The following is a 17,700-nucleotide window of genomic DNA, read 5'->3' as shown; positions in this document are numbered from 1 at the left end:
GCGCGCGCTCGTTGTGCTTCAATTCATCCGGTTTGTAGTCCTACTAAAATTACAGGTTCAGAACAGGCCGGATTACTCATTCACAGGAGACAGTCGATGGCTCGGAAACGGTTTTGAAGCGGCACACGCGATGGTCTGCAACACCGCGAACTTCCTTCGATGAAAGCAGGTTATCCCAGGGGCCCCAACCATGTCCTCCAGACGTTTCATGATGGCCGCGGCAGCGATGTCCGCCGCGTTGGCCATCAACGCGCCGGCAGCCAGCGCCGCCGCGCCAGCCGTATCCGACCCGTTCTACACGTACACCGGCACCACGCCGTTGGCATCGATTCCACCGGGCACGGTGCTCAAGACGCGCAACGTCACCTACCACGTGGCCGGCATCCCCACCGCGCTGACCGCGCAGCAGTTGCTGTATCGCACCCATAACGCGCTGAACCAGCCGGTCGTCAACGTGACGTCCGTGATCCGGAGCCCGGTCAGCAACGGCCAGGCCATCTCGTACCAGTCGGCCTACGATTCGCTGAACCCGTACGACGAGCCGTCGCAGGTGATCGCCGGCGACCGTGACGTGACCAAGATCATCAACGTCGGCACGCTGCTCTACAGCGCGGAATCGATCCCGCTGTCGACGCTGCTGCTGCTCGGCTACAACGTCATCGTGCCCGATACGGAAGGCCAGACGGCCGACTTCGCCGCCGGCCCCGAATACGGGATGACGACGCTCGATTCGATCCGCGCGGCGCTCAATACGCCGTCCACGGGCCTGAATCCGTCGAGCAAGGTCGCGATGATCGGCTATTCCGGCGGCGCGATCGCGACGAACTGGGCCGCGCAGCTCGCGCCGAGCTATGCGCCCGAGATCAACAGGCAGCTCGTCGGCGCGGCGGAAGGCGGTGTGCTGGTCGATCCCGCGCACAACCTGCGCTACGTCGACGGCAGCATCGTGTGGGGCGGGGTGGCCGCGGCCGCGCTGGCCGGGCTGTCGCGCGGCTACGGCTTCGACCTGACGCCCTATCTCAGCGATACCGGCGTCGCCGTGTTCAAGGACATCCAGAGCCAGTCGCTCGCCTACATCCTGCCGAAGTACACGGGGCTGCGCTGGGGCACGCTGTTCAAGCCGCAATACGCGAACGACATCAACAGCATTCCCGTGTACGTGACGTATGCGAACAAGGTGAATGCGGGGCTGGCCGCATCGCCGACGATCCCGATGTTCATCGGCCAGGGCACGGCGGGCGCGCTCGATGGCACCTTCAGCAGCCAGGTGGGCGACGGCGTGATGATGGCGTACGACGTGCGCGCGCTGGCGCAGAAGTTCTGCGCCAGCGGCACGCCGGTCACGTACAACGAGTATCCGCTCGAACATGCGGGCGCGATCGTGCCGTGGGTGGCCGGCATGCTGCCGTGGCTCTACGACCGTTTCAACGGGAGGGCCGCGCCGAGCAATTGCTGGCTGACGTCGCTGCTGCCGAGCAATTCGCTGGCGCCCGAGACGCTGCACTAGCCGCAACGCCGCGTGCGATGCGGTGCATGGCCGGGCGACCCTTCGCGGGTCGCCTTTTTCTTTTTGCCTTTTGATCTGCGTCGCGCTGCGGCAAGGCCGCCGCGTCGGTCCCCCCGCCGCCACCCGCCACCGTCCCGCCCGGGTGCCATAATCGAGCCTGCCCATCATTCCAGACGTCCCCCGGAGAATCACCATGCAGAACCTCGACAATCCTTCCCACGATCGCGAGGTAGGCAGCGCCGACGCGACGCAGGACACCACGCGCATCGACGACGTCCGCATCGGCGCCGTGCGCCCGCTGATTTCGCCGGCGCTGCTGCTGGACGAACTGCCGGTGCCGGCCGCCACGCAGACGCTCGTCGAGGATACGCGCCGCGCGATCGGCGACATCCTGCACGGCCGCGACGACCGGCTGCTGCTCGTCGTCGGCCCGTGCTCGATCCACGATCACGACCAGGCGCTCGATTACGCGCGCCGCCTGAAGATCGCCGCCGATGCGCTGAAGGACGACCTGCTGATCACGATGCGCGTCTACTTCGAGAAGCCGCGCACGACGGTCGGCTGGAAGGGCTACATCAACGATCCGCGCCTCGACGGCAGCTTCCGCATCAACGAAGGGCTGCGCGCCGCGCGGCAACTGCTGCTCGACATCAACGCGCTCGGCCTGCCGGCATCGACCGAATTCCTCGACCTGCTGAGCCCGCAGTACATCGCCGACCTGATCGCGTGGGGCGCGATCGGCGCGCGCACGACCGAGAGCCAGAGCCATCGCCAGCTCGCGTCGGGCCTGAGCTGCCCGATCGGCTTCAAGAACGGCACCGACGGCGGCGTGCAGGTCGCGTCCGACGCGATCGTCGCCGCGGCCGCGAGCCATGCGTTCATGGGCATGACGAAGATGGGGATGGCCGCGATCTTCGAGACGCGCGGCAACGACGACGCGCACGTGATCCTGCGCGGCGGCAAGAACGGCCCGAACTACGACGCCGAGCATGTCGAGGCGAGCTGCGCGGTGCTGCGCAAGGCGGGCCTGCGCGAGCAGGTGATGGTCGACTGCTCGCACGCGAACTCGAACAAGTCGCATGAGCGGCAGATCGACGTCGCGCAGGATCTCGCGCGGCAGCTGTCGCAGGGCGAGCAGCGGATCGTCGGCGTGATGGTCGAAAGCCATCTCGAGGCCGGGCGCCAGGACCTGAAGCCGGGTGTGCCGCTGAAGTACGGCGTCTCGATCACGGATGCATGCCTGAGCTGGACGCAGACGGAGCCGGTGCTCGACGTGCTGGCGGAGGCGGTGCGGCAACGGCGCGCGCAGTCGCGCAGCGCGTGACGAGGGCGATGTACGCGATTCGCTGCGGTGTCCGTAATGTCGCCATGGCAAGAGGCGCCTGACAGCAGCTGCGTCATCACGTCCGATGCAGCGTTTCGCGAGTGGCGCTAACATGGGCCGGTGTGATGCGTCGTACAGAGGCCTTCTCGTTTCACGCGGCGCATGCACGGAGGCGGCTTGGCCGGCCGCCGACACCGACAACAATTCACCGGAGTGCATAACAGCATGGCTTTCTACAAGACCCTCATCGCAGCAACCGTCCTCGCCTCGAGCGTCAGCGCACATGCGCAGATCGCGGGTGCGCAGCCGATCAGCGTGACCGTCGAGCAATCGCAGGCGCTGCTCGAAGGCTGGAGCGTGAAGAAGAGCGTGCTCGGCAAGGCCGTCTACAACGACGAGAACCAGAAGGTCGGCACCGTGCGCGACCTGATCGTCGCGCCGGACGGCTCGGTATCGGCGGCGATCGTGTCGGCCGGCGGCTTCCTTGGCGTGGCCGCGCATGACGTCGCGGTGCCGATCGCATCGCTCGACGTGCGCAACGGCAACATCTACCTGCCGGGCGCGACGAAGGATGCGCTGAAGGCGACGCCCGCGTTCCAGTACGCGAAGGTGCCGTCGCCGCCGAAGCCGAAGAAGCTCGACGACAAGCACTGAGCGAGCACGGATTGGCAATACCCGGCGCGCAACGCGCCGGGTATTTTGTTTGCGGTCAGCCGTTCGACGGATCGTCCGGTGGCGCGAGCGCCACGACGTGGCTGATGCCTTCGTGCGCCATCTTCGTATAAGGGCTGAAGCGCTCGGTATTGCGGACGAGTTCTTCCGCCACCGTGCGCTCGACCCCCGGCAACTGCACGCGAATGTTCGCGTTCAGCATGAACAGCCCATCCACCGGATCGCGGCAGAAGTCGACCGATGCACTGACCGACGCGCCGGCGATCGACACGCCGGCCCGCGTGGCGAGCAGGCTCAGCGCCCCATGAAAGCAAGCCGCATAGCTCGCGGCAAACAGTTGCTCCGGGTTCGGGCCGTCGCCCGGCCCGCCCAGTGCGGACGGCAGGCGCAGCGCCACATCGAGGCGGCCGTCGTCGGAACGCGCGACACCCGATGCGCGGCCATGCTCCGCCGCCCCGCCCGTGACGGTCACCGTCGTCGAATAGAGCGTCTGTGGTTCCCGCCCGCGATACTTGTCGAGCAGCGAGAGCGGCGGCGGCCGTAGCGGCGTCATGGTGTGCGCGATCCTGCGGTGCGGCTCAGCGCGCGGGCTGGTTTTTTTTGAACCACGTATCGAAGGTCGTCGCAGCGAGGCGCGCGCCGGGCGCGGGGACGAGCGTGTCGTCCTGCAGTATCGCGCCGAAATAATCGGCGCCTGCGTCCCTGACCACCGTGCGCGGGTCGTGCGTGATCTTCAGGAAATGTTCGACCAGGTCGGCGATCCGCACCCGATCGGGGCCGCCGATTTCGGCGATGCCGTTGCGCGGTGCGTCGAGCGCGACATCGGTGACGGTGGCCGCGACGTCGTCGGATGCAATCGGCTGGAAGAACGCGGTGGCCTGCCGCGTGGTGTCGCCATCGGCGCTCGATTGTGCGATCGCGCCGACGAAGTCGAAAAACTGCGTCGAGCGTACGATCGTATAAGGCACGCCTGCTGCGCGGATCAGGTCTTCCTGAATGAGCTTGCCGCGGAAATACGCGCTTTGCTGCAGGCGGTCGGTGCCGACCACCGACAGCGCGACGTGATGGCGCACGCCCGCCGCGCGCTCCGCGGCGAACAGGTTGCGCCCCGACGTCTCGAAGAATGCCTTCACGGCCGCTTCCTCGAACGACGGCGAGTTCGCGAGATCGACCACGACGTCCGCGCCCGCCAGCGCGTCGCCCAGCCCCGCGCCCGTGATCGTATCGACGCCGGTCGACGGCGCTGCCGCCAGGGCGTCGTGGCCGCGCGCGATCAGGTTCCTGACGACTTTGCTGCCGATGAGGCCGGTACCACCAATCACGACGATCTTCACGATTGCTCTCCTTGAACGGGCGCGCGAGAGACGCGCCGCCTGAATCGGTCGAAGCCGGCGCGCATCGCATTCGCACGCGTGCGCCGGCACGTTGCCGAATGGCGCGCCGCGATGCCCGCACGCCGTTCGATCAACCCGCATCGTAGGCAGATGCCGCGCGATCCGGTAGAGCCCCACAGGTGCTCACGGTGTTGCTTCGAATGCATCAATCGACCGGCTCCAGCGGTGCCGTCGTCGTTACAGTGGTCACCGTGGTCATCGTCGTCAGGCACTGCAGGTCGCGTGCACGCGTCTGTTCGATCATGTAGTCGATGAATACGCGGATGCGCGTCGGCAGGTGCTTGCGGCTCAGGTAACACAGATAGTGTCCGCCGTCGTCCGGCGCGTGCTGGCCGAGGCAGCTCACCAGTTGCCCGTCGGCGAGCAGGTCGCACACCTGGTACGCGGGCAGTTGCGCGATGCCGAGCCCGTCGAGCGCCGCGCGCACGACCAGATCCATGTCGTTGAAGGTGTGATGCGCGGCGAGCTGGTGCTGCTGCGCCAGCCCGTCGACCTTGAATTCCCATTCCGTCACGCGGCCCGACGCGGTGCGCAGGTTGATGCAGCGATGCTGCGCCAGCTCGTCCACGTGACGCGGCAAGCCGTGCCGGTGCGCGTACGACGGCGACGCGCAGACGATCATCTGCATCGGAATCAACTGGCGCGCGACGATCGCGCTGTCCTCCATGCGGCCGTCGCGAAACGCGACGTCGATGCGGTCGGCGGAGAAGTCGGCCGGCCGGTCGTTCAGCAGCAGCTCGAGCGTGATGTCCGGATACTGCGCGTGGAAATCGCCCAGCAGCGGCGCGATGATCTTGCGGCCGAAGCCGGGCGTCGAGCCGATCCGCAGGTGTCCGCTCGGCGGGCCGCTGCGCAGCTCGCGCATGTCCTCGAGCGCCTGCGCGAGCTGTTCGATGCCGGGGCGGCAGTTTTCATAGAAGCGTTCGCCTTCGCGCGTCAGCGACATGCTGCGCGTCGTGCGCTGGAACAGGCGCGCGTCGAGCCGGTCCTCGAGTCGCTGCACGTGGCGGCTGACCGACGAGCGGCCGACGCCGAGGCGATCGGCGGCACGGGCGAAGCTGCCTTCGGTGACGACGGCCAGGAAGGTGACCACGCCGGCGTAGCAGGTCGAGAAGCTGCGCGCGAACGGATCGTCGGCGTCGGGGCGGCGGATGGAAGTATCTGACATGAAGGTGCTGGAATCGTGGTGTCCATACGCGACTAGACGTTTCAGCACAGCGGCCTGTGACACCGCCCGTCAATTTTTCTAAAAAAGCGACGCGGCGGCGGGCGGGCAGGATTATTGCCGGCACGAGCACGAGCACGAGCACGAGCACGAGCACGAGCACGAGCACGAGCACGAGCACGAGCACGAGCTCGAGCTTCGATGGCGCTCGAGGCGCGCACGTCAACCGGCGGTGCAGGTTGCCGCGAGCCGGGCGAGCTTGTCGGGGTTGCGCTGCACGAGAATCCGGACGATGCGTGTACCGTCGGTCTCGAACGACATCGCGGCGTCGAGCTGTCCGTCGATGAAGCGCAGCATGGCCCACTGGCCGTTGAGCACGACGGACCGCATCTCGACCCCGCTGCCGTGGCGCAGCCACGTCGCATAGAACAGTTGTGCGACACGCCGGCTGCCGACCATGGGCCTCGGGACACTCCGGACCTTGCCGCCGCCGTCGCCGATCAGGGTCGCGTCCTCCGCGAGCAGCGCCTGGATCGACGGGAAGTCGCCCTGCGCGAGCGCGTGCGAGAACGTCTGCAGCAACCGGTGGTGCGTTTCGCGCGGCACCGCGTGGCGAGGCGAGGCGTCGTCGCGCAGCCGCGCCTTGGCACGGCTGACGAGTTGCCGGCACGCGGCTTCGGACTTGCCGATCGCGTCGGCGATCCGGTCGTAGTCGATCTCGAAGATTTCATGCAGCAGGAAGGCGGCGCGCGCCTCCGGCGTCAGCCGTTCGAGCAGCAGCAGGAACGCGACCGACACGTCGTTCGCGCGCTCGGTCATTTCCTCGGGCGTGGCCGGTGATGCGTCGAGTTCCGGCTCGGGCAGCCAGATCCCCGCGTATTGCTCGCGCCGGATCTTTGCCGCGCGCAGGCGGTCGATCGACGTGCGTGTCGTGACCGCGACGAGCCACGCTTCGGTGTTCTCGATCCCGTCGCGTGCCGTGTCGTGCCAGCGCAGCCAGACGTCCTGCACGATGTCCTCGGCGTCCGCGACGGAGCCGAGCATCCGGTACGCGATCTTCTGCAGGCGCGGACGCAGTGCCTGGAACGTGTGTGCGTCGTCGGCCGTCACGGCCATACTCCGCTGAACCCAAATGTGACCGGCCCGCTCAGGAGCACACTGCCGGCGCCGTCCCAACGCACCGTCACGTCGCCGCCGTCGCACTCGACCCGCACGGTCTCGTCGAGCAACCCGCGCCGGATGCCATTGACGACCGCCCCGCACGAACACGATCCTGAACCGAGCGGCACGCCGCCGCCGCGCTCCCAGATGCGCAGGCGAATATGCGTGCGATCGATGACCTGAACGAAGTGCACGTTGGTTTTCCGCGGAAACAGCGGGTGCGTTTCGATGGCCGGGCCGAGCACCGCGACATCGATCGCGCGGAGATCGTCGACGAAGAACGTGCAGTGCGGATTGCCCATGTTGCACGCGGCCGGCGCGCCGGGCAGCGGCAGCGCGAGGGTGTCGAGGGCCTCGGCGAGCGGCACGTCGCGCCAGCCGGTGAGCGGCCGGCCCATTTCGACGGTGATCAGGCCGTTCGCCTCCGTCGAGCACACGAGATACCCGCGGGGCGTCCGCAGCACGAGCGACGACAGGCCGGTTTCCCGCATCAGTTGCCATGCGACGCCGCGCGTCGCGCTGCCGCAGGTGTCGAGCGGCGTGCCGTCCGCGTTCCAGAACGCGACGCGGGCCGCCGCGTCGTCGCAGTCCGACACGACCGCGAGCTGGTTGAAGCCGATGCCGAAACGCCGGTCGCCCATGCGCCGCACCAGATCCGGGGCGATGGGGGGCGCTTGATCCTGACCGCGCAGGTCGACGATGGCGAAGTCGTCGCCATTTGCGTTCATCTTCTGAAATCTGAGCGGCATGACAGTTCCGGAAGGGAGGCAGGCGAACACTGTACGTGGCTCGCCGTTCGCGATCAATCGCCGCACGATGCCGTGCCCGCGCGGCGCACCTACGTAATTCTACGTAGCTCCGCATACGTAGTTATCCGCTTGTAAGCCGCCCCGGTCGCGCGGAATACTACGGCCCATCGCCGCGACCTCTGCGAGGCTGCGGCACGACGCATCGACGTCACGCGGGTTCGGCCCCTCGCCGCATCCACTCAAAAACACATTGGAGACCAGGAGACGCCATGAATCGGGCTTCCAGTACCCTGCTCTGGATCGCGGTCGCGCTGCTCGGCGCGTTCGCGTTCGGCACGATCGCACTCGCTCACGGCGAGCGCGTCAGTGCCCTCTGGATCGTGATCGCCGCAGTCTGCGTGTATCTGATCGCGTATCGCTTCTACAGCCGTTTCATCGCCAGCAAGGTCATGCAGCTCGACGGGCTGCGGATGACGCCGGCCGTCAAGTACAACGACGGCCTCGACTACGTGCCGACCAACAAGTATGTGCTGTTCGGCCATCACTTCGCCGCGATCGCCGGCGCCGGCCCGCTCGTCGGGCCCGTGCTCGCCGCGCAGATGGGCTACACGCCCGGCATGCTGTGGATCCTGGCCGGCGTCGTGTTCGCCGGCGCGGTGCAGGATTTCATCGTGCTGTTCATCTCGACGCGCCGCGACGGCCGCTCGCTCGGCGATCTCGTCAAGATGGAGCTCGGCACGGTGCCCGGCGTGATCGCGCTGTTCGGCGCGTTCCTGATCATGGTGATCATCCTCGCGGTGCTCGCGCTGATCGTCGTGAAGGCGCTGACCAATTCGCCGTGGGGCACGTTCACCGTCGCCGCGACGATCCCGATCGCGCTGTTCATGGGCGTCTACACGCGCTACATCCGTCCGGGCCGCATCGGCGAAGTGTCGATCATCGGCTTCGTGCTGCTGATGGCATCGATCGCGTTCGGCCAGCACGTGCACGATTCGCCGACGCTCGCCGCGTGGTTCACGTTCACGGGCACGCAGCTCACGTGGATCCTGATCGGCTACGGCTTCGTCGCGTCGGTGCTGCCGGTGTGGCTGCTGCTCGCGCCGCGCGACTACCTGTCGACCTTCCTGAAGATCGGCACGATCCTCGGCCTCGCGATCGGCATCCTGGTCGTCGCGCCGGAACTGAAGATGCCCGCGCTGACGAAGTTCGTCGACGGCACGGGCCCGGTGTGGTCGGGCAACCTGTTCCCGTTCCTGTTCATCACGATCGCGTGCGGTGCCGTGTCGGGCTTCCACGCGCTGATCTCGTCGGGCACGACGCCGAAGCTGATCGACAACGAAACCAACGCGCGCTTCATCGGCTATGGCGCGATGCTGATGGAATCGTTCGTCGCGATCATGGCGCTGGTGGCGGCATGCGTGATCGAGCCGGGCATCTACTTCGCGATGAACGCACCGGCCGCCGTGCTCGGCTCGACGCCGGAAGCGGTGGCCAACACGGTCACGCAATGGGGCTTCGTGCTGACGCCCGACATGCTGACGCAGACCGCGAAGGCCGTCGGCGAAACGACGATCATCGCGCGCGCGGGCGGCGCGCCGACGCTGGCCGTCGGCATGGCGCACATCCTGCACCAGGTGATCGGCGGCGAAGAGATGATGGCGTTCTGGTATCACTTCGCGATCCTGTTCGAGGCGCTGTTCATCCTGACGGCCGTCGATGCCGGCACGCGCGCGGGCCGCTTCATGCTGCAGGACCTGCTCGGCACGTTCCACCCGGCGCTCAAGCGCACCGAGTCGCTGCCGGCGAACCTGGTCGCCACCGCGCTGTGCGTGGCCGCGTGGGGCTACTTCCTGTACCAGGGCGTGGTCGATCCGCTCGGCGGCATCAACACGCTGTGGCCGCTGTTCGGCATCTCGAACCAGATGCTCGCCGCGATCGCGCTGGTGCTCGGCACCGTCGTGCTGTTCAAGATGAAGCGCGAGCGCTATGCGTGGGTGACGATCGTGCCGACCGTGTGGCTGCTGATCTGCACGCTGACCGCCGGCTGGCAGAAGATTTTCGACGCGAACCCGAAGGTCAGCTTCCTCGCGCACGCCGCGAAGCTGCAGGCCGCGGTGGACGAAGGCAAGGTGCTCGCGCCGGCGAAGTCGATCGCGCAGATGAAGCGGATCATCTTCAACGACTACATCGATGCGGCGCTGGCCGGGCTGTTCATCTTCGTCGTCGTGGCGATCGCGGTGTACGGCGTGATCGCCGTGCTGCGCGCGCGCCGCGAGTCGAAGCCGACGGTGCGCGAGACGCCGTACGAAGCGATGCCGGCCGCGCAGGCGCTCGGCAGCGGACGTTAAGGGGAGGCCGCGATGTTCAGCGATCTTGGCAGCGACCTGCGCAGCGCGGGGCGTTACCTCGGGCAGGCGTTGCGGCTGATGGTCGGCCTGCCCGACTACGACACCTACGTCGCGCACATGCGCGCGACCCATCCGGACCGCGAGCCGATGACGTATGAGGAATTCTTCCGCGAGCGTCAGAACGCGCGGTACGGGTCGGGCGCGGGGAAGTGCTGTTGAACCGGGCGGTTCAGGCCGTTCGGTCATAGAAAGGGAAGCGCCGCGATGCATGTCGCGGCGCTTTTTTCTTTGGCGGGCCGGCGGCGCGCTGCGCCGTTTGCCTGAACGCAGCACGGCAAATTCCGCCGGCCGGTATCATAGGGTTTCCTCTTTTCCCGATGGACCCGCAGGAGAACACGTCGTGCATGTCGGTGAGCGTTTCAACAGCATTTCCCATCTCGTCGGCGCGGTGCTGTCGGTGGTCGGTCTCGTCGCGCTCGTGACGATGGGCGCGCTCGAAGGCGATCCATACAAGGTGGTGAGCTTCAGCGTGTATGGCGCGATGCTGATCCTGCTCTATGCGATCTCGACGCTGTATCACAGCGTGCGCAATCCGCGCCTGAAAGCGATCCTGCAGAAGTGCGACCACTCGGCGATCTACCTGCTGATCGCCGGCAGCTATACGCCGTTTACGCTGGTCACGCTGCGCGGCCCGTGGGGCTGGTCGCTGTTCGGCGTGAGCTGGGGGCTGGCCGTGTTCGGGATCGTGCAGGAGCTGACGCTCGGGCGGCGCACGCGCTTGTTGTCGATGATCCTGTACGTGGCGATGGGCTGGCTCGCGCTCGTCGCGATGCGTCCGCTGATCCACGCGCTGCCGCCGGTCGGCACCGCGTGGCTCGTGGCCGGCGGCCTGATCTACAGCGCGGGGATCTACTTCTTCATCAACGACGAGCGCATCCGTCACGGGCACGGCATCTGGCATCTGTTCGTGCTGGCCGGGAGCCTGTGCCAGTTCGTCAGTGTCGCGATGTATGTCGCGTGAGCGGCAGGCGGCGTTGAGACAATGACGGCGCGCTGCGCCGCCGCGCGCGCACCTGCGGGAGCTTGCGTTACCGGCGCGTGGCGGTTTGCAGCGGCGCGGCCGGTTCGCCGGATGCCGGTGTCGGCCTCGCCGTGACCCACCACGTCGCGGCGGCGAGCGCCGACAATCCGGTCGCGATCCCGAGCGCCACCCGCATCGCCGCCGGAAACGGCTGCAACGTCGCGATGCACGCACCGAAAATCGCCACCCCGAGCGCCGATCCGCTCTGCCGCGCCGCGTTCAGCGCTGCCGCTGCAACACCAGCGCGGCGCCGGTCGACCGTCCCGAGCGCCGGCGACGTCGCGGCCGGCGAGATGAATCCCGATGCAAAGCCGATCGCGAGCATCGGCGCGACGGCGAGCCATGCGGGTGTCGTCGCGCCGATGCCCGTCATGCCGAGCGCGCCGGCCACATAGAGCGCGAACGCCGCGCACATCGTGCCGCGCGCGCCGAAGCGCGCAACCAGCCTGCCCGAACCCAGCCCGCCGAGCGCGACCATCGCGGTCATCGGCAGGAACGCGAGCCCCGTATCGAGCGGGCTCGCGCCGCGGACCTGCCGATAGAACAGGCTGAACACGAACAGCAAGCCGTAGAACACGAACGCCGACGCCATCGACACGACCGTCGATCCGGCGAACAGCCGGTTGCGGAAGAACGCGAGCGGCAGCATCGGTTCGCGGCGCCGCGCTTCGATCGCGATGAACGCGCTCCACGCGACGACGCTCGTCACCGCGCCGCTGATGATCGGCGCCGAGCGCCAGCCGAGCGACGGGCCTTCGATCAGCGTGCCGATCAGTGCCTCGATCGCAACGATGGCCGAAGCCTGGCCGCCCCAGTCGAAATGCCGCGATGCGTCGACGACGGCGGCGCGCACGACCGAGCGGCCGAGCCAGATGCCGGCCAGCCCGAGCGGCAGGTTCACGAAGAACAGGCTGCGCCACCCGAACAGATGGATCAGCAGGCCGCCGATCAGCGGGCCCGACGCCATCGCGATGCCACCGCAGCCCATCCACCGGCTGATCGCCGACGCGCGCGCGGCCGGTGCGGGGAAGGCGCGGTTGAGCAGCGCGAGCGAGCAGGGCACCAGCATCGCGCTGCCGACGCCTTGCAGCGCGCGGGCGATCGCGAGCGCCGGGAGGGTCGGTGCGACGCCGCACAGCGCCGACGCTGCGACGAATACTGCGAGCCCGGCGAGATAGACGTCGCGATCGCCGAGCCGGTCGCCGAGCGTGCCGCCCGTCATCAGCAGGCTCGCGAACGCGAGCGTGTACGCGTTCACGATCCACTGCAGGCCGGCCACGCGGCTGCCGAATGTCTGGGCGATGTCGGTGAGCGCGACGTTGACGATGGACGCGTCGAGCAGCACGAGCGTGTAGCTCACGCAGGTCGCGGCGAGCACACGGCGGGCCGCGGCGCGATTCGGCACGGCGGCCGTCATGCGCGCTCCGGCGCCGGCGTGGCGGCGCGCAGCGCGAGAAAGCCGACCCATCCCCAGTACACGCGGTGATGCGCGATCAGCCCGTCGCGCAGGTCCATCACCTCGACGAGATCGACCTGGTCGCCGTCCGGCGTGGCGCGCGGGTATTCCCACGTGAGCTGGCGGCCGTTCGAGAAGAACAACCCGGTGCGGTACCAGCGCCCGAGCGGGTTGCCCGGATTGCGCAGGGCCGCCGCGAAGAATGCGCCGATCGCGGCCTTGCCGTGCAGCACGCCGGAGCCATGATCAGGCAGCGTGACGACGATCAGCGGCGTTTCGAGTACGGCGTCGTCGGCATACAGCGCCATCAGCGCATCGACGTCGAGCGCGACGACGGCTGCGTGCCAGCCTTCATAAATATGCCGGACATCGGCGGTGGCGTGTGACATGACGGGTTCCCGAAGCATCGATAACGGAACCCACTGTAGGGGCGCGCCGCCGCGGGACGTTTCACGTCAACCCGAAACGTGGATGTCGCCGCGCCGCAGGCGGCTGCGTGACGGCCGTTATCCGGCCAGTGCGTCGAGATTCAGCTGATACGACTTCCCGATCCACACCGCGCAATCGCGATGGTCGCGCAGTTCGTCGTTCGTATTCGGGTGCAGGAAGATATCGAGCGCGCCGTGGTTCAGCACGAGCCACGGCACGATCTCGTCGAAGCGCGCGGCGTCGAACGCGATCTGGTACGACCAGGCCGGATGCGGGCCGACGGGGCGTTCGTGAAAGCGGCCGAGTTCGATGACCGTGCCGAACCGTTCGTCGACGACCTGGCGAAACGCCCAGGCCGCGTCGCGGCTGGCCGCATCGAAATAGACGTGTGCGTGCCAACTATGGATGGCGGTGGTGTCGAGGGCAGCCATGGACGGACTCGATGAAAATGGGAATGCATGAGGTGCCGTGCGAAACGGCCGATGCGTGATTATCGCGCGTCATTGCCGTGCGCGTCGTGTCTCGATCCGGCAATCCGGAAGCGACAACTTGTCCTGAATCACGAGAACCGTTCGATTCGACGGGCCCACCGATTGAAGTGTCCGCACGCGCGATATCACGCCGGAAGCCTTGTCGGCGGGTGTGCCGGTGGTGATCGCATCGGCAACATGTCATTTCGGAAATTGAAACAGCGTGGCGTGCGCTGCTTCGGATCGTCTGAACAAAGGCGATCAGGGCATTGAATGAAATAAAGAAATTCCTGTTTGACGGGATTCGCGCATGACGCGATTTGCGCACCGGGTGTCGACACCGAAAATATCAATTGCAGAATCGGCTATTCATACGGAATGCAGCGCGTCATACGATGGTTTCAACGCATCGTCGAACATGATCGATGCGGGGACAACCACCTGGAGGCCACTATGCGATCCCTCGTTCCCGTTGCGGTACTTTCCTGCGCACTCGCTGCGCTGCCCGCTGTCAGTTTCGCTCAGTCCGTCGTCATCGACGGCACCTCGAATGCGTCGCTGTCGAGCTGGTCGGCGGCGCGTGCCGAAACCGACGCGCAACTGATGCAGATGACGCGCGCCGGTTATCGCGCAACGTCGGCCGGCAACCAGAACTATCCGCTCGCGATGCAGCGTGCGCTCGAACGGGTCCACAACCCGGTGCCGGACCGGTCGCGCGAAGAGCATGCCGCAATGGAAGCGCGCGCCGCGCGCGATGCGCAGGGCGGCCATCCGGTCAAGGCGTTCTTCGTGAAGACCGCGTACTACCTGAAGGGCGAGAACACGTTCTGATGCAGGAGGCGAGCATGGCTTGCACGATCCGATTTGCAGGCGTCGCTCGCGCGTCGGCGCCGCTCCGGCCGCCGGACGCACGAGCGACGCCACGGCGCGACGATGGGCGCGACGATGGGCACGACGATGGGCACGGCGCGCGGCGTCGTGCGAAGTATCTGCGCGATGCGCGCCGCGACGCCGCTGCGTGCCGCATCGCATGGCCGGCTTTCGACGCGAGCGATGCGCCTGCCGACGGGAGCCCATCATGAAGGGCGCCCGGAAGAACCGTCGCCACGTGCCGCTGACCCGCGAGTGGCTGCTGCCGCTGCCGCCCGTGCATGCACGCGACATCTCGCTGAAGTGCCACATGGCGCTCGTCGCGCTGCGTAGCGGGCATGGCAGCGAGGCGCTGCTGATGCGCTTGCGCACGAGCGTCTACCTGGTGTTCCTGGCGCTCGACGACGCGGTATGCGCGGATGCGGACATCGACCTGTGCGTCGATGCGGAACGGGCGCTCGATGCGGGCGTGGCGCGCGCGTCGCAAAGCGGCGCATGGACGCTGCGCGACGACGAATGCGCGGTGCTCGAGCATGTGCTCACGGCGCACGACACGTGCGTCACGACGCTCACGCGGCACCGGCTGGCCGAGCTGTGGGAGCACGTCTGCGCGTTTGCATCGAGCGGCCAGCCGGCGCTCGTTGCGGGCGCGGCGCAGAAGCTGCGCATGCATGCGGCCGAATCGCTGGCCGCGTAGCGTCGCACCGGTTTCGCAGGGAGGATGGAGGAGACAGGGCCGGACGCACCGGCGCAGCCGACACAGTCGCGTTGATTCAGCGTATGCGTGACTGTCGCGGCAATCGATACGGTGGCGGCGAAACGCGAGGCAAAATCGCGGCCCAAAACAAAAGCGCCACGGAGCGGACTCCGTGGCGCTTCATTTTTTCCCGCCGGCGCGGAGGCGTGACCTCCGCGTGGCGAACCGCGCTTACGCTGCGGCTGCCGGCTTCGCCGCCTTTTGCAGCTTGCCCTTGCCGGCGCGCTGGATTTCCTCGAGCTTGATCTCGACGTGACGCGAGAACACGTACTCGGCCGGGCGCTGCTTGTCGATCGGAATGTCCGGCGCGAACGGGCCGTCGGTCTTGATGCCCTTGCGGCTCACGGCGAACGCCTTCAGCGGATGCGCCATCGTGTCCATCACGGCGGTCGCTTCGAAGCCGCAGTGGACCATGCAGTCCGCGCACTTCTCGTAGTTGCCGACGCCGTAGTTGTCCCAGTTCGTGTCTTCCATCAGTTCCTTGAAGGTCTTCACGTAACCTTCGCCGACCAGGTAGCACGGCTTCTGCCAGCCGAACACCGTACGCGCCGGGTTGCCCCACGGCGTGCACTTGTACGTCTGGTTGCCGGCCAGGAAGTCGAGGAACAGCGACGACTGGCTGAACGACCAGCGCTTGCCGCCTTCGCCGCGCTTCAGGATTTCGCGGAACAGGTTCTTCGTCTTGTCGCGGTTCAGGAAGTGCTGCTGATCCGGCGCGCGCTCGTACGCGTAGCCCGGCGACACGGTGATGCCGTCGACGCCGATCGGCTTCAGCGTATCGAAGAACTTCGCGACGCGCTCGGGGATCGCATCGTTGAACAGCGTGCAGTTGATGTTCACGCGGAAGCCGCGGCGCTTCGCTTCCTTGATGGCCGCGACCGCCTTGTCGTACACGCCTTCCTGCGACACCGAATGGTCGTGCATCTGCGCGTCACCGTCGAGGTGGACCGACCAGACGAAGTACGGGCTCGGCTGGTAGTCGTCCATCTTCTTTTCCATCAGCAGCGCGTTCGTGCAGAGGTAGACGAACTTCTTGCGCTTCATGATGCCGCGGACGATTTCCGGCATTTCCTTGTGCAGCAGCGGCTCGCCGCCTGCGATCGACACGATCGGCGCGCCGCATTCGTCGACCGCTTCCAGGCATTCCTGGACGGACAGACGCTGGTTCAGGATGGGGTCCGGGTAATCGATCTTGCCGCAGCCGTTGCACGCGAGGTTGCAGCGGAACAGCGGCTCGAGCATCAGCGCGAGCGGATAGCGTTTGTTGCCGGACAGGTGTTGGCGCGTGATGTACGCGCCGACGCGGACTTGCTGGAGCAGCGGAATAGACAAGAGATGTCCTCCTTAAACTTCGCGGGCGACAGCTTGCGTGAGCTTCGCCGGCAGCTTGAATTCGACTTTTTCCTCACGGCCCGCCATCGTCGTGACGTCGACGGGACCCAGCGCGCGCAACGCGCCGATGACATCTTCGACCATCTCCTCGGGCGCGGACGCCCCGGCGGTCAGGCCCACGGTTTTCGCATTCGCGAACCATTCGGCCTTGACTTCCGAACCGTCGGCGACGAGGTAGCTCGGCACACCGCTTTCGGTGCCGATCTCGCGCAGGCGGTTCGAGTTCGAGCTGTTCGTCGCACCGACGACCAGCAGCACGTCAACCTGTTCGCTCAGCTCGCGCACGGCGGCCTGGCGATTTTGCGTCGCGTAGCAGATGTCGCGCGTGTCCGGGCCGACGAGGTCGGTGAACCGGCGCTGCAGCGCTTCGATGATGCCGCGCGTATCGTCCACCGACAGCGTGGTCTGCGTAATGTACGCGACCGGCGTGTCGACGGGCAGCGTCAGCGTATCGACTTCGGCTTCGCTCTGCACGAGGATCACCTCGGCCGGAATCTGGCCGATCGTCCCCTCGACTTCCGGGTGGCCCGCATGGCCGATCAGGATCAGCCGGCGGCCCGCCGCGACATACTGGCGGCCCTGCACGTGCACTTTCGTGACGAGCGGGCAGGTGGCGTCGAGCACGTCGAGCCCGCGCGTTTCCGCGTCGCGCTCGACCGTCTGGGCGACACCGTGCGCGCTGAAGATCGCGACAGCGCCGTGGGGCACCTCGTCGAGTTCCTCAACGAATCGGGCCCCTTTATTACGCAGATTTTCGACGACATGCCGGTTATGCACGATCTCATGACGCACATAGACCGGCGCACCGTGCTGTTGCAGCGCGCGATCGACGATCTCGATCGCGCGGACAACCCCCGCACAAAAGCCGCGGGGCTGGGCAAGGATGACTCGCATAAGTGAGCGAACTCCGACGACAGACGCCGGG

18 protein-coding genes are annotated in these 17,700 nt (G+C 67.0%); 8 read left to right on the top strand and 10 right to left on the bottom strand.

The window, feature by feature from the left end; translation table 11 throughout:
- The first annotated feature begins 190 nt into the window (after nt 1-190).
- The 3 genes from CFB40_RS31555 (at nt 191) to CFB40_RS31545 (ending at nt 3,485) form a co-directional block, all read left to right on the top strand.
- The gene (locus CFB40_RS31555; RefSeq protein ID WP_089433502.1) at nt 191-1,507 is read left to right on the top strand and encodes a lipase family protein; all 1,317 of its coding nucleotides are present in this window, start codon (nt 191-193) and stop codon (nt 1,505-1,507) included.
- Between the two features lie 193 nt (nt 1,508-1,700).
- A complete protein-coding gene (locus CFB40_RS31550) occupies nt 1,701-2,831 on the top strand; it encodes a 3-deoxy-7-phosphoheptulonate synthase (RefSeq protein WP_089433501.1) in 1,131 nt (376 codons plus the stop codon).
- 225 nt (nt 2,832-3,056) lie between these two features.
- Nucleotides 3,057-3,485, top strand: a complete 429-nt coding sequence (locus CFB40_RS31545; RefSeq protein WP_046548755.1) for a PRC-barrel domain-containing protein — start codon at nt 3,057-3,059, stop codon at nt 3,483-3,485.
- Between the two features lie 55 nt (nt 3,486-3,540).
- On the opposite strand, the gene CFB40_RS31540 is transcribed toward CFB40_RS31545, so the two are convergent.
- The 5 genes from CFB40_RS31540 to dapF form a co-directional block, all read right to left on the bottom strand.
- On the bottom strand, nt 3,541-4,056 hold the full coding sequence (locus tag CFB40_RS31540; RefSeq protein WP_089428798.1) for an Ohr family peroxiredoxin: 516 nt from the start codon (nt 4,054-4,056) through the stop codon (nt 3,541-3,543).
- Nucleotides 4,057-4,081: 25 nt separating this feature from the next.
- Nucleotides 4,082-4,837, bottom strand: coding sequence for an SDR family oxidoreductase (locus tag CFB40_RS31535; protein ID WP_089433500.1), 756 nt, complete (start codon nt 4,835-4,837; stop codon nt 4,082-4,084).
- Between the two features lie 205 nt (nt 4,838-5,042).
- Entirely contained in the window at nt 5,043-6,065 is a 1,023-nt protein-coding gene (locus CFB40_RS31525) for a LysR family transcriptional regulator (RefSeq protein ID WP_089433499.1), read from the bottom strand.
- Between the two features lie 219 nt (nt 6,066-6,284).
- Nucleotides 6,285-7,178 carry an RNA polymerase sigma-70 factor gene (locus CFB40_RS31520; RefSeq protein WP_089428802.1) on the bottom strand — a complete coding sequence of 298 codons (894 nt, stop codon included), beginning with the start codon at nt 7,176-7,178 and terminating at the stop codon, nt 6,285-6,287.
- Entirely contained in the window at nt 7,169-7,972 is an 804-nt protein-coding gene (gene dapF, locus CFB40_RS31515; protein WP_089433498.1) for a diaminopimelate epimerase, read from the bottom strand. Before dapF ends, CFB40_RS31520 begins: the two co-directional genes overlap by 10 nt.
- A gap of 269 nt (nt 7,973-8,241) precedes the next feature.
- Here dapF and CFB40_RS31510 point away from each other — a divergent pair, with 269 nt between their 5' ends.
- The 3 genes from CFB40_RS31510 to trhA all read left to right on the top strand — a co-directional run bounded on the left by CFB40_RS31510 (nt 8,242) and on the right by trhA (nt 11,341).
- The gene (locus tag CFB40_RS31510) at nt 8,242-10,320 is read left to right on the top strand and encodes a carbon starvation CstA family protein (protein ID WP_089433497.1); all 2,079 of its coding nucleotides are present in this window, start codon (nt 8,242-8,244) and stop codon (nt 10,318-10,320) included.
- A 12-nt stretch (nt 10,321-10,332) separates the two neighbouring features.
- Nucleotides 10,333-10,539, top strand: coding sequence for a YbdD/YjiX family protein (locus CFB40_RS31505; RefSeq protein ID WP_011353713.1), 207 nt, complete (start codon nt 10,333-10,335; stop codon nt 10,537-10,539).
- Between the two features lie 181 nt (nt 10,540-10,720).
- Nucleotides 10,721-11,341: a PAQR family membrane homeostasis protein TrhA gene (trhA, locus tag CFB40_RS31500; RefSeq protein WP_089433496.1), complete on the top strand. Its 621-nt coding sequence runs from the start codon at nt 10,721-10,723 to the stop codon at nt 11,339-11,341.
- Nucleotides 11,342-11,408: 67 nt separating this feature from the next.
- On the opposite strand, the gene CFB40_RS31495 is transcribed toward trhA, so the two are convergent.
- The 3 genes from CFB40_RS31495 to CFB40_RS31485 all read right to left on the bottom strand — a co-directional run bounded on the left by CFB40_RS31495 (nt 11,409) and on the right by CFB40_RS31485 (nt 13,717).
- The gene (locus CFB40_RS31495) at nt 11,409-12,818 is read right to left on the bottom strand and encodes an MFS transporter (protein WP_089433495.1); all 1,410 of its coding nucleotides are present in this window, start codon (nt 12,816-12,818) and stop codon (nt 11,409-11,411) included.
- Entirely contained in the window at nt 12,815-13,246 is a 432-nt protein-coding gene (locus CFB40_RS31490) for a nuclear transport factor 2 family protein (RefSeq protein WP_089433494.1), read from the bottom strand. The genes CFB40_RS31495 and CFB40_RS31490 overlap by 4 nt, the downstream gene beginning before the upstream one ends.
- 117 nt (nt 13,247-13,363) lie before the next feature.
- On the bottom strand, nt 13,364-13,717 hold the full coding sequence (locus CFB40_RS31485; protein ID WP_089428807.1) for a DOPA 4,5-dioxygenase family protein: 354 nt from the start codon (nt 13,715-13,717) through the stop codon (nt 13,364-13,366).
- Nucleotides 13,718-14,209: 492 nt separating this feature from the next.
- Between CFB40_RS31485 and CFB40_RS31480 the strand changes: the two genes are divergently transcribed.
- On the top strand, nt 14,210-14,587 hold the full coding sequence (locus tag CFB40_RS31480) for a hypothetical protein (RefSeq protein WP_089433493.1): 378 nt from the start codon (nt 14,210-14,212) through the stop codon (nt 14,585-14,587).
- Nucleotides 14,588-14,834: 247 nt separating this feature from the next.
- Nucleotides 14,835-15,323 carry a hypothetical protein gene (locus CFB40_RS31470; RefSeq protein ID WP_089428809.1) on the top strand — a complete coding sequence of 163 codons (489 nt, stop codon included), beginning with the start codon at nt 14,835-14,837 and terminating at the stop codon, nt 15,321-15,323.
- Nucleotides 15,324-15,554: 231 nt separating this feature from the next.
- Here CFB40_RS31470 and hpnH read toward each other — a convergent pair whose 3' ends face one another.
- A complete protein-coding gene (gene hpnH / locus CFB40_RS31465; RefSeq protein WP_039349540.1) occupies nt 15,555-16,715 on the bottom strand; it encodes an adenosyl-hopene transferase HpnH in 1,161 nt (386 codons plus the stop codon).
- Nucleotides 16,716-16,727: 12 nt separating this feature from the next.
- The gene (gene ispH, locus CFB40_RS31460) at nt 16,728-17,669 is read right to left on the bottom strand and encodes a 4-hydroxy-3-methylbut-2-enyl diphosphate reductase (RefSeq protein WP_039349543.1); all 942 of its coding nucleotides are present in this window, start codon (nt 17,667-17,669) and stop codon (nt 16,728-16,730) included.
- Nucleotides 17,670-17,700: the final 31 nt, after the last annotated feature.

Origin of the sequence: Burkholderia sp. AU31652 (assembly GCF_002223155.1) — a bacterium.
In the GTDB taxonomy this organism is placed as follows: Bacteria; Pseudomonadota; Gammaproteobacteria; order Burkholderiales; family Burkholderiaceae; genus Burkholderia.
This window is presented reverse-complemented; position numbering and strand designations above follow the sequence as displayed.